This is a genomic window from Ruegeria sp. C11 (assembly GCF_056537725.1).
Genome location: NZ_JBQFSB010000001.1, coordinates 96,589 through 120,457, shown reverse-complemented (window position 1 = coordinate 120,457; position 23,869 = coordinate 96,589). Strand labels below are relative to the sequence as shown.

At 55.1% G+C, this 23,869-nt stretch carries 20 protein-coding genes and 3 tRNA genes; 11 read left to right on the top strand and 12 right to left on the bottom strand.

What is annotated here, in order from left to right; all coding sequences use genetic code 11:
• Positions 1–22 precede the first annotated feature (22 nt).
• On the top strand, positions 23–2,431 hold the full coding sequence (lon, locus tag ACR0NA_RS00610; RefSeq protein WP_480725181.1) for an endopeptidase La: 2,409 nt from the start codon (positions 23–25) through the stop codon (positions 2,429–2,431).
• A gap of 52 nt (positions 2,432–2,483) precedes the next feature.
• Here the strand turns inward: lon and ACR0NA_RS00605 are convergent, their stop codons facing one another.
• The 3 genes from ACR0NA_RS00605 to ACR0NA_RS00595 form a co-directional block, all read right to left on the bottom strand.
• Positions 2,484–4,070 carry an APC family permease gene (locus ACR0NA_RS00605; protein WP_480725177.1) on the bottom strand — a complete coding sequence of 529 codons (1,587 nt, stop codon included), beginning with the start codon at positions 4,068–4,070 and terminating at the stop codon, positions 2,484–2,486.
• Positions 4,071–4,197: 127 nt separating this feature from the next.
• Positions 4,198–4,272: transfer RNA gene (locus ACR0NA_RS00600), tRNA-Val, on the bottom strand.
• A 229-nt stretch (positions 4,273–4,501) separates the two neighbouring features.
• Complete coding sequence (locus ACR0NA_RS00595) at positions 4,502–6,346, bottom strand: M10 family metallopeptidase C-terminal domain-containing protein (protein ID WP_480725175.1); 1,845 nt, start codon at positions 6,344–6,346, stop codon at positions 4,502–4,504.
• A 548-nt stretch (positions 6,347–6,894) separates the two neighbouring features.
• On the opposite strand from ACR0NA_RS00595, the gene ACR0NA_RS00590 reads away from it, so the two are divergent.
• The 4 genes from ACR0NA_RS00590 to uvrA all read left to right on the top strand — a co-directional run bounded on the left by ACR0NA_RS00590 (position 6,895) and on the right by uvrA (position 10,826).
• Positions 6,895–6,971 (top strand) — tRNA-Asp (locus ACR0NA_RS00590).
• A 50-nt stretch (positions 6,972–7,021) separates the two neighbouring features.
• A tRNA-Asp gene (locus ACR0NA_RS00585) sits at positions 7,022–7,098 on the top strand.
• Positions 7,099–7,339: 241 nt separating this feature from the next.
• Complete coding sequence (locus ACR0NA_RS00580) at positions 7,340–7,861, top strand: class I SAM-dependent methyltransferase (RefSeq protein WP_480725173.1); 522 nt, start codon at positions 7,340–7,342, stop codon at positions 7,859–7,861.
• Between the two features lie 106 nt (positions 7,862–7,967).
• The gene (uvrA, locus tag ACR0NA_RS00575; RefSeq protein ID WP_480725171.1) at positions 7,968–10,826 is read left to right on the top strand and encodes an excinuclease ABC subunit UvrA; all 2,859 of its coding nucleotides are present in this window, start codon (positions 7,968–7,970) and stop codon (positions 10,824–10,826) included.
• Positions 10,827–10,892: 66 nt separating this feature from the next.
• On the opposite strand, the gene ACR0NA_RS00570 is transcribed toward uvrA, so the two are convergent.
• The 4 genes from ACR0NA_RS00570 to ACR0NA_RS00555 all read right to left on the bottom strand — a co-directional run bounded on the left by ACR0NA_RS00570 (position 10,893) and on the right by ACR0NA_RS00555 (position 14,480).
• Complete coding sequence (locus tag ACR0NA_RS00570) at positions 10,893–11,294, bottom strand: hypothetical protein (protein WP_480725168.1); 402 nt, start codon at positions 11,292–11,294, stop codon at positions 10,893–10,895.
• Positions 11,295–11,413: 119 nt separating this feature from the next.
• Complete coding sequence (gene mmsB, locus ACR0NA_RS00565; RefSeq protein ID WP_480725164.1) at positions 11,414–12,286, bottom strand: 3-hydroxyisobutyrate dehydrogenase; 873 nt, start codon at positions 12,284–12,286, stop codon at positions 11,414–11,416.
• A gap of 3 nt (positions 12,287–12,289) precedes the next feature.
• Positions 12,290–13,330: an enoyl-CoA hydratase/isomerase family protein gene (locus ACR0NA_RS00560; RefSeq protein ID WP_480725161.1), complete on the bottom strand. Its 1,041-nt coding sequence runs from the start codon at positions 13,328–13,330 to the stop codon at positions 12,290–12,292.
• A gap of 7 nt (positions 13,331–13,337) precedes the next feature.
• Positions 13,338–14,480 (bottom strand): acyl-CoA dehydrogenase family protein, encoded by a 1,143-nt coding sequence (locus ACR0NA_RS00555; RefSeq protein ID WP_480725159.1) that lies wholly within the window; start codon positions 14,478–14,480, stop codon positions 13,338–13,340.
• A 162-nt stretch (positions 14,481–14,642) separates the two neighbouring features.
• Here ACR0NA_RS00555 and ACR0NA_RS00550 point away from each other — a divergent pair, with 162 nt between their 5' ends.
• Positions 14,643–15,500: a hypothetical protein gene (locus tag ACR0NA_RS00550; RefSeq protein ID WP_480725156.1), complete on the top strand. Its 858-nt coding sequence runs from the start codon at positions 14,643–14,645 to the stop codon at positions 15,498–15,500.
• A gap of 5 nt (positions 15,501–15,505) precedes the next feature.
• Here ACR0NA_RS00550 and ACR0NA_RS00545 read toward each other — a convergent pair whose 3' ends face one another.
• Positions 15,506–16,621, bottom strand: coding sequence for a carboxylate-amine ligase (locus ACR0NA_RS00545; RefSeq protein ID WP_480725153.1), 1,116 nt, complete (start codon positions 16,619–16,621; stop codon positions 15,506–15,508).
• Positions 16,622–16,758: 137 nt separating this feature from the next.
• Here ACR0NA_RS00545 and ACR0NA_RS00540 point away from each other — a divergent pair, with 137 nt between their 5' ends.
• Positions 16,759–17,604, top strand: a complete 846-nt coding sequence (locus tag ACR0NA_RS00540; protein WP_480725151.1) for a class I SAM-dependent methyltransferase — start codon at positions 16,759–16,761, stop codon at positions 17,602–17,604.
• Positions 17,605–17,681: 77 nt separating this feature from the next.
• Positions 17,682–18,161 carry a fasciclin domain-containing protein gene (locus ACR0NA_RS00535; RefSeq protein ID WP_480725149.1) on the top strand — a complete coding sequence of 160 codons (480 nt, stop codon included), beginning with the start codon at positions 17,682–17,684 and terminating at the stop codon, positions 18,159–18,161.
• Positions 18,162–18,215: 54 nt separating this feature from the next.
• On the opposite strand, the gene ACR0NA_RS00530 is transcribed toward ACR0NA_RS00535, so the two are convergent.
• Entirely contained in the window at positions 18,216–18,800 is a 585-nt protein-coding gene (locus ACR0NA_RS00530; protein ID WP_480450162.1) for a L,D-transpeptidase, read from the bottom strand.
• A 214-nt stretch (positions 18,801–19,014) separates the two neighbouring features.
• Entirely contained in the window at positions 19,015–20,514 is a 1,500-nt protein-coding gene (locus ACR0NA_RS00525; protein ID WP_170652357.1) for a CoA-acylating methylmalonate-semialdehyde dehydrogenase, read from the bottom strand.
• Positions 20,515–20,617: 103 nt separating this feature from the next.
• Between ACR0NA_RS00525 and ACR0NA_RS00520 the strand changes: the two genes are divergently transcribed.
• The 3 genes from ACR0NA_RS00520 (at position 20,618) to coaD (ending at position 22,594) form a co-directional block, all read left to right on the top strand.
• Positions 20,618–21,520, top strand: coding sequence for a LysR family transcriptional regulator (locus ACR0NA_RS00520; RefSeq protein ID WP_480725146.1), 903 nt, complete (start codon positions 20,618–20,620; stop codon positions 21,518–21,520).
• 60 nt (positions 21,521–21,580) lie between these two features.
• Positions 21,581–22,018, top strand: coding sequence for a CBS domain-containing protein (locus ACR0NA_RS00515; protein WP_480725145.1), 438 nt, complete (start codon positions 21,581–21,583; stop codon positions 22,016–22,018).
• An 84-nt stretch (positions 22,019–22,102) separates the two neighbouring features.
• Complete coding sequence (gene coaD, locus ACR0NA_RS00510) at positions 22,103–22,594, top strand: pantetheine-phosphate adenylyltransferase (protein WP_170652361.1); 492 nt, start codon at positions 22,103–22,105, stop codon at positions 22,592–22,594.
• On the opposite strand, the gene gap is transcribed toward coaD, so the two are convergent.
• Together gap and ACR0NA_RS00500 are read right to left on the bottom strand one after the other, a co-directional pair.
• Positions 22,526–23,590, bottom strand: a complete 1,065-nt coding sequence (gene gap / locus ACR0NA_RS00505) for a type I glyceraldehyde-3-phosphate dehydrogenase (protein ID WP_480725142.1) — start codon at positions 23,588–23,590, stop codon at positions 22,526–22,528. The two genes, coaD and gap, sit on opposite strands and share 69 nt — an antisense overlap.
• Positions 23,591–23,673: 83 nt before the next feature.
• Entirely contained in the window at positions 23,674–23,817 is a 144-nt protein-coding gene (locus ACR0NA_RS00500; RefSeq protein WP_480725141.1) for a hypothetical protein, read from the bottom strand.
• Positions 23,818–23,869 lie beyond the last annotated feature (52 nt).

Genomic DNA, 23,869 nt, shown 5'->3' with positions numbered 1-23,869 from the left:
TTGCCAACGATAAGGATAGAGCATGCAAGAGCCTCTGAATTCCTCATACCCCGTACTGCCGCTGCGCGATATCGTGGTGTTCCCGCACATGATCGTGCCGCTATTTGTGGGCCGCGACAAATCGGTTCGCGCGCTGGAAGAGGTGATGCAGGATGACAAGCAGATCCTGCTATCAAGCCAGATCGACCCCAGCGTGGACGATCCCGATACAGACGGCATCTACAAAGCGGGTGTGCTGGCCAATGTCCTGCAGTTGCTGAAACTGCCCGATGGCACGGTCAAGGTGCTGGTCGAAGGTCAGGCGCGCGTAAAAATCACCGAATTCCTTGAAAACGAAGATTTTTTCGAGGCCCGTGCGGAATACCTCACGGAAATCCCCGGCGATGTCACCACCACCGAGGCGCTGCTGAGAACCGTCACGGACGAGTTCGAGCGCTATGCCAAGGTTCGCAAGAACATTCCCGAAGAGGCGCTGGCCGCGGTGGGTGAAACTACCGAGTCGGCAAAGCTGGCCGATCTGGTTGCTGGCCATCTGGGGATCGAGGTCGAGCAGAAGCAGGACCTGCTGGAAACCCTCAGCGTCAGCGAGCGGTTGGAAAAGGTCTATGGCCTGATGCAGGGCGAAATGTCTGTTCTGCAGGTCGAGAAAAAGATCAAGACGCGTGTCAAATCCCAGATGGAGAAGACCCAGCGCGAATACTATCTGAATGAGCAGATGAAGGCCATTCAGCAGGAACTGGGTGATGGCGAGGACGGCAAGAACGAAGTTGCCGAACTGGAAGAGAAAATCGCCGAAACCAAGCTGTCGAAAGAGGCGCGCGAAAAGGCTGAGGGCGAGCTGAAAAAGCTTAGGAACATGTCGCCCATGTCTGCCGAGGCCACAGTGGTGCGCAACTACCTCGATTGGATTCTGGCGCTGCCATGGGGCACCAAGTCCCGCGTGAAAAAGGATTTGGGCAAGGCGCAGGATATTCTGGACGACGATCACTATGGCCTTGAAAAGGTTAAAGAGCGGATTGTCGAATATCTGGCTGTGCAACAGCGTTCGAAAAAGCTGAAAGGGCCGATCCTGTGCCTTGTCGGACCGCCGGGCGTGGGTAAGACATCGCTGGGTAAGTCAGTTGCCCGAGCAACCGGACGCGAATTCATTCGCATCTCGTTGGGTGGTGTACGCGACGAATCCGAAATTCGTGGTCACCGCCGGACCTATATCGGGTCTATGCCCGGCAAGATCATTCAGGCGCTGAAAAAGGCAAAAACCACAAACCCGCTCATCCTGCTCGACGAGATCGACAAGATGGGGCAGGATTTCCGTGGTGATCCGGCGTCGGCGATGCTTGAGGTGCTGGATCCCGAACAGAATAGCACTTTCATGGATCACTATCTTGAGGTTGAATACGACCTGTCGAACGTGATGTTCCTGACCACCTCGAACAGCTACAACATGCCCGGACCGCTGCTGGACCGGATGGAGATCATCCCGCTGGCCGGCTATACCGAGGATGAAAAGCGTGAGATTGCCAAACAGCACCTGATCAGCAAGCAGGTCAAAAACCATGGCCTCAAGGCTAAGGAATTCGAACTGACTGACGAGGCTTTGACGTCGATCATCCGTACCTACACCCGTGAAGCGGGCGTGCGGAATCTGGAGCGTGAGATTGCCAAGGTTGCGCGGAAGTCGCTGACCAAGATCATCAAGAAAGAGGCTGAATCCGTTACGGTGACGCCTGAGAATCTGGATGAGTTTCTTGGCGTGCCCAAGTTCCGTTTTGGTCTGGCAGAGCTTGAGGATCAAATCGGTGTGGTAACCGGTCTGGCCTATACCTCGGTCGGTGGCGAACTGTTGTCCATCGAAGCGCTTCGTCTGCCGGGCAAGGGGCGGATGAAAACCACAGGTAAACTGGGCGATGTGATGAAGGAATCGATCGAGGCTGCGTCCTCGTATGTGCGGTCGATTTCGCCCAGCCTGGGTATCAAACCGCCGCAGTTCGACAAATGGGACATCCACGTGCACGTGCCTGAAGGCGCGACGCCTAAGGATGGTCCGTCGGCTGGTCTGGCAATGGTGACATCAATTGTATCGGTGCTGACCGGCATTCCGGTGCGCAAAGATATTGCCATGACAGGCGAAGTTACCTTGCGCGGGAATGCGCTGGCGATTGGCGGGCTAAAAGAGAAGCTGCTTGCGGCGCTGCGCGGTGGTATCAAAACCGTTTTGATCCCGCAGGAAAACGAAAAAGATCTGCCCGAGATTCCCGACAATGTGAAAGAGGGGCTTAAGATCATCCCGGTCAGTCATGTGTCCGAAGTCCTGAAGCTTGCATTGGTTCACGAGCCCGAGCCGATTGAATGGGATGAGGCTGCGGAAGAAGCCGCAGCCGCAGCCGCCAAATCTGCAGAAGGCAGCGGGCGGTCGGCAACGGCGCATTGACCGCGAAGTTCAGTTTATAAAGGCGGGCCTTAGGGCCCGTTTTTTTTGTCGATTAAAAGCCGACGACCGGTTTGGTCGGATCAAGGATTTCCTCTTCAACGATGTATTCCTGAAACTTGTCCTGCGGCAGCGCAGACCGCACGGCCAGAACAAAGATAACGACCGAAAAGACTGCGCAGACGACAATGTCCCAACCGAACGGGATTTGCTTTTGCGCGCCCTCACCGAATTGACCGAGATAGGATATCAGGCCGATGCCAATAAAATATGGTATCAGCCACAGTGCTTCGGTGATGTCCATTTCCCCTAGCTTGCCGGAAAATCGAGCCAGCAAAAGCAACAAACCGACGATCAGCGCTAAACCAAGCCGCCAAACAGTGTCCCAGCCGCTCCAGTACACGATTAATGTCGCTATGGCGAAGGCCAGAACCCCGACCAAGCGAACTGCCGGTAAACGAACAGAGCGCGGGTGATCAGGCAGCAAGTCCCGCAGGCACACAACTGCTATCGGGCCAACTGCGAATGACAGAACGATTGCCGCCCCGTTCAGTGCAATGACCTCGTTGAACGGGATGGTCAGCAAAAACAAAATCCCGACCAGAAAATTGAGGCCCAAAGCCCATAGTGGAACGCCGAAGGATGATAATTTCTGCAACATACCGGGCAGGAAACCGTTTTTGGACAACGCAAGTGCAATTCGGGCGTTGGAGCCGGTGGCGACCAGCCCGTTTCCAAATGGCCCTATGACAGAGCCAACATTGAGAAGACTTAGAAACCAAACCAGACCAACGGACATGATGACACCGTCCAGAGGACCTTCGCCGCCGAAACTCAGACTGGCCCATCCGTTTTTCAAGGCTTCGCTATCCAACGCGCCGATGAAAGCGATCTGCAGGCCAAGATAGATGAGTGCGCAGAGCAAAATGGAAAGAACCAGGGCGGCAGGAATGGTAAATTTGGGATTGCGCGCTTCGCCGGCCATATCCACTACGTGCCGGAAACCGATGAAAGAAAAAATCACACCTCCGGTCGACACCGCGGCCATGATGCCATGCAGTCCATATGGGGCAAATCCACCGTTATTCGTAAAGTTCGCCCCATTGAACCGCGTAGAGATCAAAAGGATCGAAAGCAGGATCGGAATGCCGATTTTTGCCCAGGTTAACGTCGCATTTACTTGGGCAAAGAACTTGACCCCAAGTGCATTAATAGCGACGAAAATCAACATGAGCAGCAATGCGATGGCAATTCCGGCCCCGGTCAGATCTCCAGTACCCGCGACGTGAAGCCATGGGGCATAGGGGGCTAGATATTTCAGCATAGCCTCAACTTCGATCGGGGCCGTGGTGTTATAGCCGATCCAGGCGCTCCAACCCATTGCCATGGACACGATATTCCCGTGCGAAAACTGGGGCACACGGGCAATTCCACCGGGGATTGGAAGCATGGCCGATATCTCGGCGAATGTGATGGCCAGAATAAACATGGCCGCCGCGCCCAAAAGCCATGACAGGATTGCCGCCGGGCCTGCTTGTTGAACGGCAAGCAATGGTCCAAACAGCCAGCCTGATCCGATAATGCCGCCAACAGAAATGAAGGTAAGTCCAATCAGGCCGATTTCCCGCTTCATCTTTGCCATTCTGCGACCCGTTTATGGATTTAAGAAAATACTGATTAGAATGAGAAGCCTACACGGGTTGCAAGGCTAAACAAGCCTTTCGGTCGCAGAGAACCGGTTACAGAAATCGTCGGATACAGACAGAAGATGGTGGGTGATAAGAGATTTGAACTCCTGACATCTTCGATGTGAACGAAGCGCTCTACCACTGAGCTAATCACCCATGATCGGGGGTCTTACAGCGACTTGTAGGGTGCTGCAAGGGGGGCGTAGGCGAATGTTGAAGGGAAGCAATAGGAATTAAGAAGTCAACTGCTGCCCTGAAATTTCACAGGAAACAGGAGCATGAAACCGGTTGATCAGCTGCCCCACTTATTAAGTTGGGGCAGCTATCCGATGCAGACGCTGTGTTTGGCGCCTGCCGAATTGGCAATATGCCTCCATTCAGCCGGTTAGAGGATGAAGTCATCCGCTGTAAGGTTATGTAGGCCGATAAGTCTGATGACCATCTCAACGTCTGTATCGTTGTCGTTGTCGATGTAGACCAGCGTGTGATTGTCGGCGACGGATTTTCTAAAGTAGATTTCACCTTCGTCGTCGGTTCCAGTCTTTCTTTGGCCATCAAAGGTAAATGAATTGTCACCGGACAAGACTGTGCTGGCATCGATTTTACGCAGGTTGATTTTGTCCACGCCGGACTTAAAGTCACGGATCACGTCAGCCTGAATGCTGTTGTTGGCGCTGTCGCCGATGTCTTTAAAAACAAAATGATCCGCACCTTGCCCACCAAACAACTTGTCCCGGCCTTGTTCACCAACCAGAAAATCCTGACCATCCTGACCGTACAGAGTGTCATTGTTGGAGCCACCGTTAACGATGTCATCGCCCAAACCGCCAATCAAATGGTCTTCACCAGCCTTTCCGAACAGGTGGTCTTTTCCTTTGGCCCCTTTGAGGATGTTGGCTGCTCCGGTGCCTATGAAGACATCCGAGGCTGTTCCCCCCTGCAGGTTTTCAATACCCTGGATGGTGTCGTTTCCTAGCCCGGTATTCTGCGCTGTGGAAATGTTGAGGTTCACAGAGGATCGTGTGCCGGTGTTGTTTATGTACCAGTCCAGCCCGGCGCCACCTTGCAGGAAATCATTGCCAGTGGAGGCGTAGAGTTTGTCGTGCCCGCTATCACCATAGACGCTATCCGACCCTGTGCCGCCTAACAGATTGTCATGACCGCTGCCGCCACGCAGAGTATCATTGCCGCCGTTGCCGCGAAGCGTATCGTTACCGCCGTTGCCGCTAATTTGGTTGCCAAGCTCGTTGCCGCCGATCACGTCACTTCTGTTTCCGCCGATCGCATTTTCGATTTTGACCCCATTAGCAATTGTAAAACCACCAATGATACCGTTTGCGTATGAGGGGATGCCTCCGGCATCGCTTCCTGTCAGGTCAGCATCGTTCAGGTTGATATAAACGCCCCGATTCGCGTTCTGAGCAGAGATTGTATCCGTACCGCCGGTGTCCCAGATGCAAGACCATGAGGTCCCGGCCTTGTTAATGTCGTCAAGCGTATAGACGTTGTTTCCTGTGTTGTGTGCTTTGGCCCCGTAAATGGCTTGCAGCGCGGCTATGTCCAGCGCCATTGGAGTTGATGAGTGTCCGTACGCGGTTGAAATGGTTTGAATATGCGTTGGGTGGCCCGCGTTGTACGACATGATGGTGAAAACACCCTGGTTTTGCCCATCGGTGCCATAGTCACCAAAAGACGAAGTAACGCCGGGAAACACAGATGATGTGCCACCGTTGTCATGCGGATGTGCGATCCCGAGCCCATGAAGCATCTCGTGCATGATGGTTTCAAAACCTTGGCCGCCTTTTTGCAGAGAGGCGGGTGTCCACACAAACGAGTCGTATGAAAACAATCCATACAACGTATCTTTGCCGCCAATTGTGAGAAGCTTGCTTCCCGGTGCCCCATGAGCACCAGCTACACCCGGGACGGGAAAAAAGTTGGATGGTACGAGTGCGTACCTAAAATTTTCGGCGTAGATTGAACCGGGATTTCCGGAAGGAACCTCGACGTAGTCGACGGGGATGATCGTCTCGATCGTTGCAATGGCTTCCCGAAAGGCGTTCTTTTCCCAAGTTTGAAAAGTATGCAGCCCCGGGTCAAACGAATACGTTAGTGTTCCGGCTGCACCGCCGAAATTTGTGTTCATGTTCCAGGATGATCCCCAGATCAATCCATCAACATATGCTTTGCCAGTAAGATTTGAACCAAAATCATTTACCGTACTTGACATCTATGTGCACCTCAAAAGTCCAAAGTTTTCTGCGGCTTGGCCGCCTGCAATCTATTTCTCAGGCGACCTGCAGAAAGTCTGTTAGTTCCAGAGTGATACGCCCCCAAATGGGTCTAAACCTTCTATTTACTTTTGATGCAAGAACATAGTGCCAGATGCGGCAAAAGTGAGGGAATGAACTGGCGTTTGTGTCACAATGTATTTTTTTGATACTTTCGACAGTTCCGACGCGTTTATTGCAGCCGCAAATAGTGAGGTTGTGATATTCTCGAAACGTAACAAATGTCTGACGGGCTGACTCATGCCATGGTTGTTTGGTGCTTTTGTTGCAATCGTTCAAAACTTGCATGAACCGGCGACATCATAATCTTATCTATTTGCCGGCCAGACTTGATTTATTCCGCCATTGGCATGCCGGTGACACTGGGATGGAAAGAACCGGCGATCAGGAAAAAAGCGGAACACGCGAAAAAAGTTGGAAACGCCGCTTGACGATGCCGGGGTGTAGCCATAATACACCCAAACGTTCAGCGATGAACGGACAGTGAGCGGTTGTAGCTCAGTTGGTTAGAGTACCGGCCTGTCACGCCGGGGGTCGCGGGTTCGAGCCCCGTCAACCGCGCCACACTGTCAGCCTTTGATCCGGGCAAATGGATCAGGAAAAGACCCTAATGCGCGGTTGTAGCTCAGTTGGTTAGAGTACCGGCCTGTCACGCCGGGGGTCGCGGGTTCGAGCCCCGTCAACCGCGCCACTTTCCTCAGAGAAGTAAGAAATATCGCCCATCCTGGGCGCTTCGTTGTGATTTTGCCAACAAGCGGCCTCAATCTGGCGTGAATCGTTTCGGAAAATCTTGAATCACCAGTATTCTGCTGCATTCCATCCTCTGGAAAACGTCTGACCACCACGTGGCGGCTATTTCCGGAAACGCAAAATGTCAGGGGTGAGTTTTGGCCAGTTTGAATCGCGTCGTGATGGCGCGGCGCAGTAAAAGAATGATCCGTTCCCTAGGGCCGCAGAATCTGGAGGTTGCTGAAATCTCGGGAAAGTGGGGTAAGCAATTCGGATTTCAAAGCTATCGACAGTTCCGCTTGCCGCAACATGATATCTGCGAGGGCCCATTTCTGGATGAACGGGGTGCGGTGCTGAAGTTTGATCTGATTGTCGCCAATCAGGTCTGGGAACATCTGGACCGACCGTATGAGGCCACGTTGAACGTTCTTGAGATGTTGCGCCCCGGTGGATACTTTTGGCTGGCTGTCCCATTTTTTGTGCCATTTCACGCCGCTCCACAGGATTGCTCGCGCTGGTCGGCGCGAGGATTGAAGAACCTTCTGCTTGAAACCGGGTTTGATCCATCCGCAATCAAGGCCGAACAATGGGGGAATCGTCAGGCGGCCCTTCGAAACTTGGAACCTGAATGGCCACCTGTTTTCAAACCGGACACGGATGTTCTGGACAATGACCCGGACTTTCCGATCGTCGCCTGGGCGCTGGCCCGAAAAAGCCACGAATGAGGCAAACCGGGTGAATTATTGCTTGTTCACCATTCGTTCGCATTTTTCGGTTGGAGTCTCGGCTCAGCTCGCCTATCTCTAGGACACTTGTTTGTTGGGGGCCGAAATGGCTGAGCTGAAGAATATTGAGGTGCGCGGCGCGCGCGAGCACAATCTCAAAAATATCGACGTGGATATCCCGCGCGATCAGCTGGTGGTGATCACTGGCCTGTCCGGTTCCGGCAAGTCGTCACTTGCGTTTGACACCATCTATGCCGAAGGGCAGCGCCGCTATGTCGAAAGCCTTTCGGCCTATGCGCGCCAGTTCTTGGATATGATGGAAAAGCCGGATGTGGACCACATCAGCGGCCTTTCCCCGGCAATCTCGATTGAACAAAAGACCACATCGAAAAACCCACGCTCGACCGTTGGCACGGTGACCGAGATTTATGACTATCTACGGCTGCTTTTTGCGCGCGCGGGAACACCTTTCAGCCCTGCAACCGGATTACCGATTGAGGCACAGCAGGTTCAGGACATGGTCGACAGAATCATGGCGATGGAGGAGGGGACACGGGGTTATCTGCTGGCCCCCATCGTGCGCGACCGAAAAGGCGAATACAAAAAAGAGTTCCTTGAACTCCGCAAACAGGGGTTCCAGCGGGTCAAGGTTGATGGCGAGTTTTATGAACTGGACGAGCCACCTGTGCTGGACAAGAAATTCCGGCATGACATTGACGTCGTTGTTGACCGTCTTGTCGTGCGCGAAGGGATGGAAACCCGGCTGGCCGACAGTTTACGCACCGCACTGGATCTGGCGGATGGCATTGCGATCCTGGAAACCGCGCCACGTGAAGGCGAGGCAGAGCGGCTTACATTCTCAGAAAACTTTGCCTGTCCGGTCAGTGGGTTCACGATCCCCGAGATCGAACCGCGTCTGTTTTCGTTCAACGCTCCGTTTGGGGCATGCCCGGATTGCGACGGGTTGGGCGTTGAGTTGTTTTTTGACGAGCGCCTTGTGGTGCCAGACCAGACCCTGAAAGTGTATGATGGCGCTTTGGCCCCATGGCGCAAAGGCAAGTCGCCATACTTCCTTCAGACCATCGAAGCGATTGCCCGACACTATGAGTTCGACAAGAACACGGCGTGGAAGAACCTGCCGGAGAAAGTGCAGCAGGTGTTCCTATACGGGTCCGGGGATGAGGAAATCCAGTTCCGTTATGATGAGGGCGGCAGGGTTTATCAGGTGACCCGTACATTCGAAGGCGTCATTCCGAATATGGAGCGCCGTTACCGTGAGACGGACAGCGCCTGGATTCGGGAAGAATTCGAAAGGTATCAGAATAACCGCCCCTGCGGCACATGCCGGGGTCACCGCCTGAGAGAAGAGGCGCTGGCCGTCAAGATTGCAGGGATGCACGCCGGTAACGTGGTGCAAATGTCCATTCGCGAGGCGCTGAGCTGGATCGAGGATGCGCCAAACCACCTGAGCGCGCAAAAGAACGAGATCGCGCGCGCCATCCTCAAGGAGATACGCGAACGACTGGGATTCCTGAATAACGTTGGATTGGAATACCTTACGCTGTCCCGATCCAGCGGGACCCTTTCAGGTGGCGAAAGCCAGCGCATTCGTCTGGCCAGTCAGATCGGCTCTGGTCTGACCGGCGTTCTTTATGTGTTGGACGAACCTTCGATCGGATTGCACCAGCGCGACAATGACCGACTGCTGGGAACGCTCAAGAACCTGCGTGATCAGGGCAATACCGTGATCGTGGTCGAGCATGACGAGGAAGCCATCCGCGAGGCGGATTATGTGTTCGACATCGGACCGGGGGCAGGGGTGCACGGCGGCGAGGTCGTCAGTCACGGAACGCCCGAACATATTGCATCGGATACGGCGTCGATCACCGGGCAATACTTGGCCGGAACACGTGAGATAGCAGTGCCCGCAACCCGGCGAAAGGGGAATGGCAAGAAGGTGTCGGTGGTCAAAGCCACGGGCAACAACCTCAAGAATGTCACGGCGGACTTCCCTCTGGGCAAGTTCGTGTGTGTTACTGGCGTATCCGGTGGTGGAAAATCCACGCTGACCATCGAGACGTTGTTCAAGACTGCTTCGATGCGCCTGAACGGGGCGCGTCAGACGCCTGCACCCTGTGAGACCATCAAAGGTCTGGAGCATCTGGATAAGGTAATTGATATCGACCAGCGGCCGATTGGGCGAACCCCCCGATCGAACCCTGCGACATATACCGGGGCGTTTACACCGATCAGGGACTGGTTTGCGGGGCTGCCAGAGGCCAAGGCGCGCGGCTATAAGCCAGGGCGCTTCAGTTTCAACGTCAAAGGCGGACGATGCGAAGCCTGTCAGGGGGACGGTGTCATCAAGATCGAGATGCACTTTTTGCCCGATGTCTATGTGACCTGCGAAACCTGCAAGGGCGCGCGTTACAACCGCGAGACCCTTGAGATCAAGTTCAAGGGAAAATCCATCGCGGATGTTCTGGATATGACTGTTGAGGATGCGCAGGAGTTCTTTAAGGCGGTGCCGTCCATCCGGGACAAGATGGACGCGCTGGCACGTGTCGGCCTAGGTTACATCAAGGTAGGGCAGCAGGCGACGACGCTTTCGGGCGGTGAAGCGCAAAGGGTGAAGCTGTCAAAGGAACTCAGTAAGCGGTCTACGGGGCGCACGCTGTATATTCTAGACGAGCCGACCACGGGGCTGCATTTTGAAGATGTGCGCAAGCTGTTGGAAGTGTTGCACGAACTGGTCGAGCAGGGGAACACGGTTGTCGTGATCGAACACAATCTGGATGTTGTCAAAACGGCGGATCACATCATTGATATCGGCCCCGAAGGTGGCGACGGAGGAGGGCAGATTGTAGCGGAAGGCACGCCTGAGGACGTCGCCGAGTGTACACACAGCCATACCGGTCACTATCTAAAGTCGATGTTGAATCCGGAACGCGTAGCTGCGGAGTAGTGACAGCTTTCCAGTTCGTGCCATATCGGAAATTCACGCCATGGCACGGTCTGGGTTTTAGCTTCCTCAGTTAAGGATATCCGCCACTGCGCCTATGAGGTTCAGAACCTTATGCGTGTCGCTGTCAACACTGTAGACGTAGTCCCCGGCCCGCACGTAATACCCGTCGCGGCGCAACCCGTACCGATAGGGATCGTTGATCCAGACATAATCCCGCGTGATATAGTCACCAACTCGGTAGCGCTGTTTCACCTGTCCGGGCGGAACACATGGAACAGCCTTTTTCGCGAGGCCCGGTGGGCAATGATAGGCTTGCTTGCCGACAGTACTATTGCCGGGTGAAGCTCGCTCCACTTTCAGGCTGTTCTTGTTTTTGCCTTTTCCCTTACCATTCCCGTTACCTGCCCAACTGGCAGCCGGACCAAGGGCAAGAACAACAACCATCAAAGTGCGGACCAACGCCCTCATATTCCCGTGCTCCTTTGCATCGACGGATTACGCAGGTTTAGTGCGTATTCACAAAGGAAAGATAGGGCGCCGTGTGGCGATTTTCGACCGGCGGGCAAGAAACCGCCAGAGCGACCGCGTCAGCTTCGACCGCGTTTTTCGAACCTTGGCAGCATGGCGCTGAAATCCATGCCTTGTCCGCCTTCCTGCTCGACGAAAGTTTCATACAGCATGGTTGCTGCCTGACCCATCGGTGTGTCCGCATCGGCGCTTTCGGCGGCCTGCTGGCTGAGGCGCAAATCCTTGAGCATCAGTTCTGCGGCAAATCCCGGCAAATATTCATTGTCGGCCGGGCTTTGTGGTCCGACACCCGGGGCGGGGCAATATGCATTCATGGTCCAGCTGTAGCCGGAAGAGGTTGAGACGACATCGAACATTTTCTGCCGGTCAAGGCCCAGTTTGTCAGCCAGCGCAAATGCTTCGCATGTGGCGATCATGGTTACGCCAAGGATCATGTTGTTGCAGATTTTGGCAGCCTGACCTGCACCCGACTCGCCGCAATGAACTGCCTTCTGACCCATGATGTCGAAAAGCGGAGCGGCCTTGGCGAATGCGTCGTCTGAGCCACCGGCCATAAAGGTCAGTGTACCCGCTGCAGCGCCTCCGATGCCGCCGGAAACCGGGGCATCCACGGCAAGTAATCCTGCGGAAGTGGCCTGGTCGGCGACAGCTCGTGCGCTTTCAACGTCCACCGTCGAACAATCGACAAATGCGGCGCCCTGAACCATTGCGGGAATGATTTCGTTGGCGACTGAGCGGAGGATGCGGCCATTAGGTAGCATCGTAATTACAACGTCAGCGCCCGCCGCTGCGCCTGCGGCCGTTTCAGCCATCGCGACGCCGTCGACCGAGATATCCGCCATGTCAAAACCGATAACTTCGTGGCCCGCTTTCGCGAGGTTGGCCGCCATTGGCGCACCCATGTTGCCAAGGCCAATGAAACCTATCTTCATCTCTCAATCCTCCTCGAATGTCAGGGCATCTTTGCCAAGGGGTTGCAGCATTTTGGAAACGGCCACGCCGGGCACGTCCATATCGGCATATTGCCAATCAGGGTTGCGGTCTTTGTCAATGATCTGAGCGCGGATTCCTTCCAGAAAATCCCCGTGTTCCATCGCACGGTGCGTAAACCGGTACTCAAGTTCCAGAGATTTGCGGATGGTCAGCGATGGCGTGCGCAGGCGATGAAGCATTTCGGCGGTGCAGGCCATGGATATAGGCGAGTTTCGGTTTAGCGCTTTAAGCGTGTTCTGAGCGAATTCACTTTGGTCGTTTTGCAGCGAATTCAGAATATCGCCGAGTGTTTCACCAGAGAAATGCTTGTCTATCATCGCCTGTTCGTCCCGGAGTTTGCCCGGGTCGGCTTTTTGCGCGTGGGATTCGACATGGCCCGCGTCACCCGATGCCTCAAGCATTGCAATCAGGGAGCCCCATTTCTCCTGCGGAATGTAGTAATCTGCAAAGCCTGCAAAAATGGCGTCATCGGGACCCATTCGGCCTGCCGTCATTCCAAGATATTCGCCGCTGCGTCCGGGCGCGAGTGCCAGCATCAGTGTTCCGCCAACATCCGGGATAAGACCAATTCCGCATTCGGGCATCGCGATTTTTGAGCTTTCCCCGACGACCCGGTGCGTCCCATGGCAGCCGATACCGACGCCGCCGCCCATCGTGAAGCCTTGAAGAAAACTGACCACAGGCTTGGGATACTCAAAGATCATCGCGTTCATACGATATTCATCGCGCCAGAAGGTGCGGCCATACTCAAAGTCGCCGTTGGTGCCTGTCTCGTACAACTCGGCAATATCGCCGCCCGCACAGAACGCCTTTTCGCCTTCGGCATCCAGCACGATCAGATCAATGTCGTCATCCTCGCGCCAATTGCGCATTGCGGTGTCGATCGCCATGCACATGTCATAGCTCATCGCGTTCAGAGCATGTGGCCGGGTCAGCGTGATACGTCCGGCGCGACCGGCAACGCGGATATCAATGTCAGCCATGATGTCCTCAGCGGTTGGCAAGCATGTTGCGCGAAACGATCACTCGCATGATCTCGTTGGTGCCTTCAAGGATTTGATGCACGCGCAGGTCTCGGACCAGCTTTTCAATCCCGTAGTCGGCGAGATAACCGTATCCACCATGCAGTTGCAGGCACTGATCGACTACCTTCGATCCTGTCTCCGTTACGAATTTCTTGGCCATGGCACAGAATTTTGTCGCGTCTGGCGTACCCTGATCCAGTTTCCAGGCGGCCTGACGCAGGAATGTGCGCGCCGCCTGCATTTCGATTTCCATATCGGCAAGACGGAACTGAAGGGCCTGAAACTGGTCGATGGATTTTCCGAAAGCCTTACGCTCGGACATGTATTGCAGTGTCATGTCCAGCCCGGCCTGTGCAGCACCCAATGAACATGAAGCGATGTTCAGACGCCCACCGTCCAGCCCCATCATGGCATACTTAAACCCGTCGCCTTCTGCACCGACAAGATTTCCGGATGGAATCTTGCAGTCGTCGAACTGAACCTGAGCGGTGGGTTGGCTTTTCCATCCCATTTTCTGCTCAAGCCCGCCAAAGCTGAGACCGGGCGTGCCGTCCTCGACATAGACCGTCGAAATGCCTTTGGGGCCATCTTCGCCCGTGCGCACCATACAGACATATGCGTCGGAATACCCGCCGCCCGAGATAAACGCTTTGGTTCCGTTCAGCGTGTATCCTTCGTTGGTGCGTTCCGCACGGGTTTTCAGGGCCGCTGCATCGGAACCCGAACCGGGTTCGGTCAGGCAATAGCTGAGAACTGTATTCAGGCTCAGCACATCCGACATGATGCGAGATTTCAGGTCATTATCGGCGAAATTGTCCAGCATTTTCGCGCACATGTTGTGGATGGACAGAAACGCTGCAACTGAGGGGCAAGCCATCGAAAGGGCCTCGAATACCAGAGTTGCGTCCAGCCGGGACAGACCGGATCCACCGCTTTCTTCGGACACATACAGACCGCCGAACCCAAGTTCCCCCACCTTTGGCCACAGGTCTTTGGGGATTGTTCCTTCAGCTTCCCACTGACGGGCGAAAGGCGCGATGTTTTCCTGCCCAAACGCATAGGCCATGTCGAATATGGCTGTCTGTTCCTCGGTCAGCGCGAAATCCATGGCCTCTCTCCCTTGCAGCGTATGAATTGAACGATTGTTTATTTCGCAATCCTTACAGAAATTTTGCAGCGGCAGCAATCGGACAGCCTCTTACCAAAGGGGTGTTTTGGTGTTTGCCGAGGTCTGACGTATATTTTGGGAAGTTTTTTGAGGAGAATTGGTATGTCGCATTTCAAAATGGCAGTTGTGATTATTCACGGCATGGGCAGTCAATTTACGGGAACGCCCCTGCCATCGTCTGCAGTGACCTTTTCCCGCGAACTTCACAAACAGGTCGGGCGGTTTGTTGGGCCTGATCTGAACCGTGTTGCGTGGCGTGAAATCGTCTGGGCCCATGTTCTGCAACCGCGTCAGAACCGCTATCTGCGAAAAATCAAACGGCGAACCGGTTATGATGATGTTCGGGAATTTGTGGTTCACAATTTGTCGGACGCGGCTTCTTATCGCAAAACACAGGATGGAAGCGACAAAACCTACGAGGCCATTCATGCCGAGATCGACCGGGTGATGGAGGATGTAAGAACGCAGGTGGGCGATCGTGCGCCGCTGCTGTTGCTGGCCCATTCCCTTGGTGGGCATATCATGTCGAATTACATCTACGATCTGCAAAGCCACCTGCGGCACACCGGGCAAACCCTGCACAATACGCCCGTCCGAAATATGCAGACAGTTGCGGGGATCATTACCTTTGGCTGCAATATTCCGATATTTCTTTTTGCCTACCCGCAAAACCAGATCAAACCGATTGACCCGCCGAATTCCGAACTGCCGCATGCGCTAAAGTCCAGGACGTGGTGGTACAACTTTTTCGACAAGCACGACGTGCTGGGCTATCCGCTGCGCGATTGCGCACCGGCCTATGATCAACTGGAGGCAAATAACGAGCTTCGTGACGTTTCGATAAATTCCGGAAACATTTTTACGTCGTGGAATCCGCTTTCGCACAACGGGTACTGGAAGGATCCGGATTTCTATGAGCCGGTCGGCCGCAAGATCAAAAACATGTTGCGTGTGATCTGAGCCGATCACAGATCCATATGAAATTCCACGATAAGATGTTTCACCACGGCTTTGCCGGGGTCTTCACCATTTGCGATGGCCTCGGCGTGCACGCGGCGCTGGCGGGTGGCCGAGGTGCCGCTATTTGCGATCTGCCGCAGGCGCGCAAGCTCTGTCATAGTGCCTAGCGCCTCGGCATCTTCAGCCAGCATTCCCATGAGTTCGTCCATCAGTTCCGACATCGGTTTGATTGAACGGTCCCCGAAATCAATCAGACCCTCGCCGACACCATAACGCTGCGCACGCCATCGGTTTTCACCAATCAGGAAGCGGTCATAAGAACGCCAGCGCAGATTGCGGGCCTTCAGGCGGCAGAGCATCCGCGTAAGCGCCTGAACCATTGCGGCCAGCGACAGTGTGTGTTCCAGCCGGGGCTGGACATCCATGATCCGTGTCTCAAGCGTGGGAAATTGGTGCGACGGGCGCAGATCCCACCAGATTTTGGTCGTGTCTTCGATTACGCCCAATTCGACAAGTATGCCGGTTGTGCGTTCGTATTCGGCCCAGCTTGTGAAAACCGGTGGCAGGCCGGTTCGCGGAAGATTGTCGAAAACCGTCAGCCTGTACGAAGAAAGCCCCGTATCCTCGCCATTCCAATACGGCGAGGAGGTAGACAAGGCCAGAAGGTGCGGCAGGAAATAGCACAGCTGGGGCACCAGATCGGCGCGCAGGGATTTGTCCTCGACACCGACGTGGACGTGCATCCCGCAAATCAACATCCGACGCGCGACGCCGCCCAATGCGTGTTGCAAAGCGTCATACCGTTCCTTGCGGGTGTGATGCTGGTCTTTCCAGTTGGCAAAAGGATGACAGGACACAGCAATCGGGGCCAGATTGTATTCGGAGGCGCGTTTTGAGACGCAGGAACGCAATCGCTTCAGGTCTTCGCGAGCGCCCTTTATCGTGGAATGCGGGCGGGTTCCCACCTCGATCTGGCATTGAAGGAATTCCGGACTGACCTGACCTTCAAAGTCATTCTGACATGCTTGCATAAGGCCCTCGGGCGCCTCGGACAATTGAAGGGAATCCTTGTCGACAAGCAGGTATTCCTCTTCAATTCCCAGGGTGAAGTCCTTTTGCATCTTCCGCCTCCCGTCTGGAATTTGAACCAGTGAATACGGAATTTTTCTTTTTGCCAAGGGTTTGCGGTACTGACGCTTGCAGTTGCGGGGCAAGCGGCGGTAAGGACCAGATGCAATCGTCGCAATGGAGCCGTCGCGTGAAACCCAGGAAATTTCCACGTACAAATGCCTTTCTCGATCGATTTGGCGTCAAGTTGATCGACCGGGTTACAGAGCGGGATGAGCACCAACGGTTGAGCGCCTTTGAGCGGTCAGGGGGATTGACCCGCCCGGCCTATGCTTTGTCGCCCGGGATGGACGGTTTCGATCTTGGCCAACTGGTCGAAGAGTATCAGGTTCACGCCGGGGCGCTTTCGGCCCTCAAGGACCCTCAACGAAACCAGACCGGGTACCGGATAAACAATGGCTATTACGACAGCCCCGATGCCGATGCGCTGTATCTGATGATCCGCCGGTTCAGGCCGCAACATGTGATCGAGGTCGGTTGCGGGAACTCTACACGGGTCACGCGGCAGGCAGTGATTGACGGCGGTCTTGAAACCCGCATCACCGCAGTCGACCCGTTTCCGCGCGCAGACATCGCGCACGTTGTTGATCAGTTTGAACAGAAGCGGCTGGAAGAGGTTGATCCCGCCCTTTTTGATCAGCTGGAGGCGGGGGATGTTCTGTTTATCGACTCCAGCCACGTCGTGCGGATGAGCAACGATGTGGCGCACCTGTTCTGCCGCATCATTCCTTCACTCAAGTCCGGCGTTGTCATCCACGTCCACGATGTGTTTCTGCCTTACGAATATCCCAAGCGTTTCTTCTACGATTGCCCGGGATGGGGGGAACAGTATGTGCTTCACGCGATGCTGCAATCGGGCGATTTTGAAATGTTGTGGCCCGGGTACTATTTGCAGCAGGACCGCCCCGACGCGATGGAAGCGCTGCCGTTCCTGAAAGAAGGGCGAGCGCAGAGTATCTGGGTTCAGAAAAAGTAAAATTGCACCCAAAGTGATCCGGATATCCGGTCATGCCGTACCTCTCTGCATAACAAGCACCAGAGGAGATGACTGAAATGTTTCGTCGTACGTTTATCGGGGCCGCCGCTGCAATGGCCCTTGCACTGCCACTGAAGGCTCAGGCAAATCAGGATATTGTTGATACAGCCGTTTCAGCAGGCTCGTTCAATACACTTGTCGCGGCGGTTCAGGCGGCCGGACTGGTCGACACCCTTAAGGGTAAGGGGCCGTTCACGGTTTTCGCACCTACGGACGAGGCTTTTGCTGCATTGCCGGAAGGCACTGTTGAGACATTGTTGCTGCCCGAGAACAAGGATCAACTGGTATCCATTTTGACTTACCATGTGGTGCCGGCAAAAATCATGTCCGGGGATATTGCTGGCAAGCGCGCCAAGGTTTTGACGGTTCAGGGCGAAAGGCTCAGCGTTAATGCGCGTAACGGCGTCAAGGTCGACAAAGCCGATGTCGTGCAAGCAGACATCGTCGCAAGCAACGGCGTAATTCACGTCGTGGACAAAGTGCTGTTGCCTGAATAATTCAAAGTAACCAATGAAAAGCCCCGGTCCTGTGTCAGGCCGGGGTTTTTGCATTCAGACCAGTCGGACCTGAGTTCCGATCTGTACAAGATCGTACAGTTCCTCGACATGTTGATTATAAAGACCGATGCAGCCGGATGAACTTTGGCGGCCGATCTTACGCGTGTCATGGGTGCCGTGAACCAGATAGGCAGGCCAAGTCAGATACATTGCGCGTGTGCCAAGCGGATTGTTGGTTTCTCCGCCTTCGACACGAACCGGAAGCGACGGATCGCGTTCCCGCATTGCCGCTGTTGGCGTCCAGCTGGGGTTTTCGCGCTTGCGAACAACTTCGGTGTAGCCGCGCTTGGTCAACTCTTCGCTTTGGGGTACCGAGCTTGGATACAGCCTATAGGTTCCGTCAGCGCCCCAATAGTGCACCGCACGGCTGGTTATGTCGGCGAGCAAACATCCGACACCCAACTTGTCAAAGTGATCCTGCCAGTTTTGTTGCGAAAAGGACGAAACGTTCCTGCGCACCGGTAATTGGGTGCCGATCGCATCTTCGCTTTCGGGAAAGGCATCCAGACTTTGCGCTCGGACAAGCGCGGGCGTTGCCAGTGTTGATGCGACGCCCAATAATGCGGCGCGACGGGTCATGCGGGACTGGGACAAGGGTGCCTCCGGTAATTCTGCTCAATTAGCAATTTTGGCAGCATAACTAAGCACGTTGCCCGGTTTTTTCCAGCCCTCACAGACTGAACTTATTGTGAGGCGGCTTTTGTAATCTCTTACTCGGCAAAAGCCCGCTTAGAAAAAATCCCGGCCGCAAGGCCGGGATTTGATCGGTTTGTTGGAACTGTTGGAACTACGGTCAGTCCATGGCCTTGAAGTTAAACTCGCCACCTTCCTTGATGCCCGAGGGCCAACGCGAGGTGACCGTTTTGGTACGGGTGTAGAACTTGAACGAATCCGGGCCGTGCTGGTTCAGGTCACCAAACATGGATTTCTTCCAGCCGCCAAAGGTGTGATAGGCCAGCGGAACCGGGATCGGTACGTTGATGCCGACCATGCCGATATTGACGCGGCTGGCGAAATCGCGTGCTGTGTCGCCGTCGCGGGTGAAGATCGCAGTGCCGTTGCCATATTCATGGTCCATGGCCAGTTTCAGCGCCTCTTCGTACGAACCCGCGCGAACAGTCGACAGGACCGGGCCGAAGATCTCCTGTTTGTAGATATCCATCTCTGGCGTCACATTGTCGAACAGGTGCGGGCCGACAAAAAAGCCGTCCTCATAGCCCTGAAGCGAGAAGTCACGGTTATCCACGACCAGTTTCGCGCCTTGTTCCACACCGGAATTGATCAGACCCAGAATGCGCTCTTTGGCGGCGGCGGTAACCACGGGGCCCATGTCCACATCATCGCCTGCTGTGTAGGGGCCGACCTTCAGCTTTTCGACGCGGGGGATCAGTTTCTCGATCAGGGCGTCTGCGGTTTCCTCGCCCACCGGAACGGCGACGGAAATCGCCATACAGCGTTCGCCTGCTGCGCCAAAGCCAGCGCCGACCAGTGCGTCGGCAGCCTGATCCAAATCGGCATCCGGCATGACGATCATGTGGTTTTTTGCACCGCCAAAGCACTGTGCACGTTTTCCGTTCGCAGTGGCGCGGGCGTAAATGTACTGCGCAATCGGGGTCGAACCCACGAAAGACACGCCCTGAATGATGTCGCTGTCGAGCAGAGTGTCCACAGCTTCTTTATCGCCGTTCACGACCTGGAACACACCCTTGGGCAGACCTGCCTCAACAAACAGTTCCGCCAGCATCAGCGGGACAGAGGGGTCACGTTCGGACGGTTTCAAAACCACTGCGTTACCGCAAGCCAGCGCGGGTCCGACATGCCAAAGCGGCATCATGGCGGGGAAGTTGAACGGCATGATCGAAGCGACAACGCCCAGCGGCTGACGCATCGAATACATGTCGATACCTGGGCCTGCGCTGTCGGTGAACTCGCCTTTCAGCATCTGCGGTGCACCGATGCAGTATTCAACCACTTCCAGACCACGCTGCAGATCGCCCTTGGCATCGGGCAGGGTCTTGCCATGCTCGCGGCTGAGAGCTTCGGCCAGCTTGTCCATGTCGCGGTTCATCAGGCCAACCATTGCCATCATGACGCGCGCACGTTTCTGGGGGTTTGTCGCGCCCCACGCCAGTTGCGCCGCGGCAGCCTGTTCGATCGCGGCTGTGGTTTCAGCAGCGCTGGCCATCGGGCATTTATACTGCACTTCGCCAGTCGCAGGGTTAAAGACATCGGCGACACGGCCGGACGTACCGGCGACATTCTCGCCATTGATGAAGTGGGACAGTTCCTGCATCTCAATCTCCTCCGGTAAATTTGTGCGCACCATAGGCTTGCAGAAATCCCCTGAACAGAGGCAATGTTCCAAAAGTGTTTTGCAAAAATGCAAGGATGCAAAAGTGGAACCCAACTGGGATGATATGCGGGTGTTTCTGGCTGTCGCGCGTGAAGAGAGCCTTTCTGCAGCGGGTCGGTTGCTGAAGCTGGACCCCGCAACCGTCGGTCGGCGGATCGGGCGCCTTGAAGCAGCTCTGGATGCGCCGCTTTTTGTCAAATCTCAGCAAGGATATGTACTGACCCCGGCCGGTGAACGTTTGCTGGAACACGGAATGCAGGCCGAAGAAGCCATGCGTGCCGCCACCGGAGCGATGGAGGGGCCGACAAAGTCTCTTAGCGGTCAGATCCGGATCGGAGCACCGGACGGAAGTGCAAATTATTTGCTGCCGCAGGTTTGTGCAAAAATCAGCGAGGCAAACCCTGATCTGGATATTCAGATTCTGGCGCTGCCCCGCATTATCAACCTGTCCCGGCGCGAGGCGGACATGGCCGTGACAGTCAGCGCCCCGACAGCCGGAAAATTACTGGTTCAGAAAATAAGCGATTACAAACTGCATATGGTGGCGACGCAGGACTATCTGGACCGTCATTCTGAAATAACATCCCTTGCGGACCTCAAGGGTCACTGCATGATTGGATACATTCCGGATATGATCTTTGATCGCGAGCTTGATTATCTCAATGACATTGGAATTGACCGCGTCGCTCTTGCATCGAATTCGGTCTCCGTTCAGTTGCGGCAGGTGTCACACGGATCAGGGGTATGCGTGGCCCACGACTTTACCCTGCCGTTCCATCCGAAATTGCGGAAAATACTGACGGATCAAGTCAGTCTGACGCGTAGTTTTTACCTTGTGCGCCATCAGGGTGACCAGCGCAACGAACGGTTGAACCGTTTCGCGAATGCGCTGACAAGAGGTATCCGCGATGAAGTGGCGCGGCTTGAGGCCGAGGCTTCACCTTGACAGGCTGCCACAATCGGGCAACGCTTTGGAAAACGTAAAGTAATTTCGGAGGTGTTGCATATGCTTGTTCAGGCCATTCTTAAGTCCAAGGGGGCTGGGGGCGTGGTATCGGTCAGCCCGTCGGCAAGCGTTTCCGAAGCAGCTAGAATACTGGCAGAGAAACGGATCGGTACGGTTGTGATCTCTGAAGATGGGGGGGAGACGGCAGTCGGCATTTTGTCCGAGCGCGACATCGTTCGGGAACTGGCGGCGAGTGGCGGTGATTGTCTGTCACAGCCTGTCAGCGCCTATATGACGAAGGAACTGGTTACGACGACCCGTCAGGCTTCGGTTCAGGACATTATGGCGCAAATGACCCAGGGACGGTTTCGCCACATGCCGATTGTAGAAGAAGGCAAGCTTGTCGGCATCGTGACCCTGGGGGACGTCGTTAAGGCGCAACTCACTGAACTTGCAATGGAAAAGGATGCCTTACAGGGCATGATCATGGGCCACTGATTTCGGTCTGACCTTTCCCGCCTCTTGCACCTGCGGCAAAGATGTGTTTGCTTGCGCAGAAATATTGTTGCGCAGGAGTGCACCATGCGGGTTGGATTGTATCCGGGAACCTTCGATCCGATTACATTGGGTCACATCGACATCATCCGTCGTGCTACCGCCTTGGTGGACAAGTTGGTGATTGGGGTGGCCATCAATCGCGACAAGGGGCCACTTTTCCGGCTGGAAGAGCGAGTGGCAATGATCGAAGCGGAATGCGCCCGGCTGACGGAACAAACCGGCACCGAGATTGTGGCCCATCCGTTCGAAAATCTGCTGATTGACTGCGCTCATGACGTGGGTGCGCAGCTTATCGTACGCGGTTTGCGTGCGGTCGCCGATTTCGAATACGAATTCCAGATGGTCGGTATGAACCGGGCGCTGGATGATACCGTGGAAACAGTGTTCCTGATGGCCGAGGCGCGGCATCAGGCCATCGCCTCGAAACTGGTTAAGGAAATCGCCCGACTAGGCGGGGACGTGTCCAAGTTCGTCACGCCGCGCGTGAACACTGCTTTGCTGGAAAGACTGGGATAAACCTCCCATCGATGCGGCGGTGTCCAGCATCCGGTTGGAAAAGCCCCATTCGTTGTCATACCAGGCAAGGACGCGCACCAGCGTCCCATCTGTCACGGTAGTCTCCGGCAGCGAAACGGTTGAACTGTGCGGGTCGTGGTTGAAATCCACCGAGACCAAAGGCCGGTTTTCTGCGGCAAGAACGCCCGGTATCTTGTCGGCTGCACTGGAAAGCAGAGCATTCACTTCGTCGACGCTTGTCTTCCTGGACACTTCGACAACAAGATCCACAACAGAAACGTTGGGCGTCGGTACCCGGATTGCCTGGCCGTTCAATTTTCCGGCCAATTGAGGAAGTACAAGGCCAACTGCGGCAGCCGCGCCCGTGGTGCTGGGGATCATCGACAGGGCTGCGGCCCGCGAACGGTAGGGGTCTTTGGTTGCGGTGTCGTGAACGGGTTGGCTGACGGTATAGGCATGGACGGTCGTCATCGAGCCGTGTCTGATGCCAAGGGCTGCATCAAGCGCCGCAGCAACCGGTGCCAGACAATTTGTGGTGCAGGACGCGTTTGAAACGATCATATGATCTGAGGACAACTCGTGATCGTTAACGCCGAATACGACCGTTTTTACTGGTGTTGTCCCGCGGGCAGGGGCGGATATTAGAACCTTGCCCGAGCCATTTTTTAGGTGCCGGGCAGCGTCTTCGTAGGTGCGGAACGCGCCGGTACATTCCAAAACGACATCGACATCCGACCAGTCCAGATCTTCGGGGTTTCGATGGCTACTCAGCCGGATGGGCCCGGAGCCAACATCCATCTGGCTTTGTGCAAATGTCACCGGTGCGCGATAGCGGCCATGCACGCTGTCGAACTCGAACAGATGGGCGTTCATCTCTGGTGGGGACAGGTCGTTAATGGCGACGACTTCGATATCCTTGCGACCGCTTTCCATAGCCGCACGCAGCACACCGCGCCCGATCCGTCCAAAGCCGTTGATTGCCAGCCTGAGTGTCATTAGCGCAGCCTTTCATGTGCAGTTCAGTGAAAAGTTAGCGCTAACATCACGATTGCTGGAAAAATGTCAACAGGCATTATTTGTCAGCGCCAAAAGGCGAGCCAATCCAAAAATTCGTAGAATTTTTTTCCAAGGAAAAGCAGGTGTTCTGTGCCGTAGAGTGCGTAGTCGAGCATCATGGTCCCTAAAATCAGAACAGCAAGCCAGATTGCGAGTTGATTGGTCATGTCTATCCCGAAGCACAAAAAAGCCCGCCCAGATAACCTGAGCGGGCTTTGC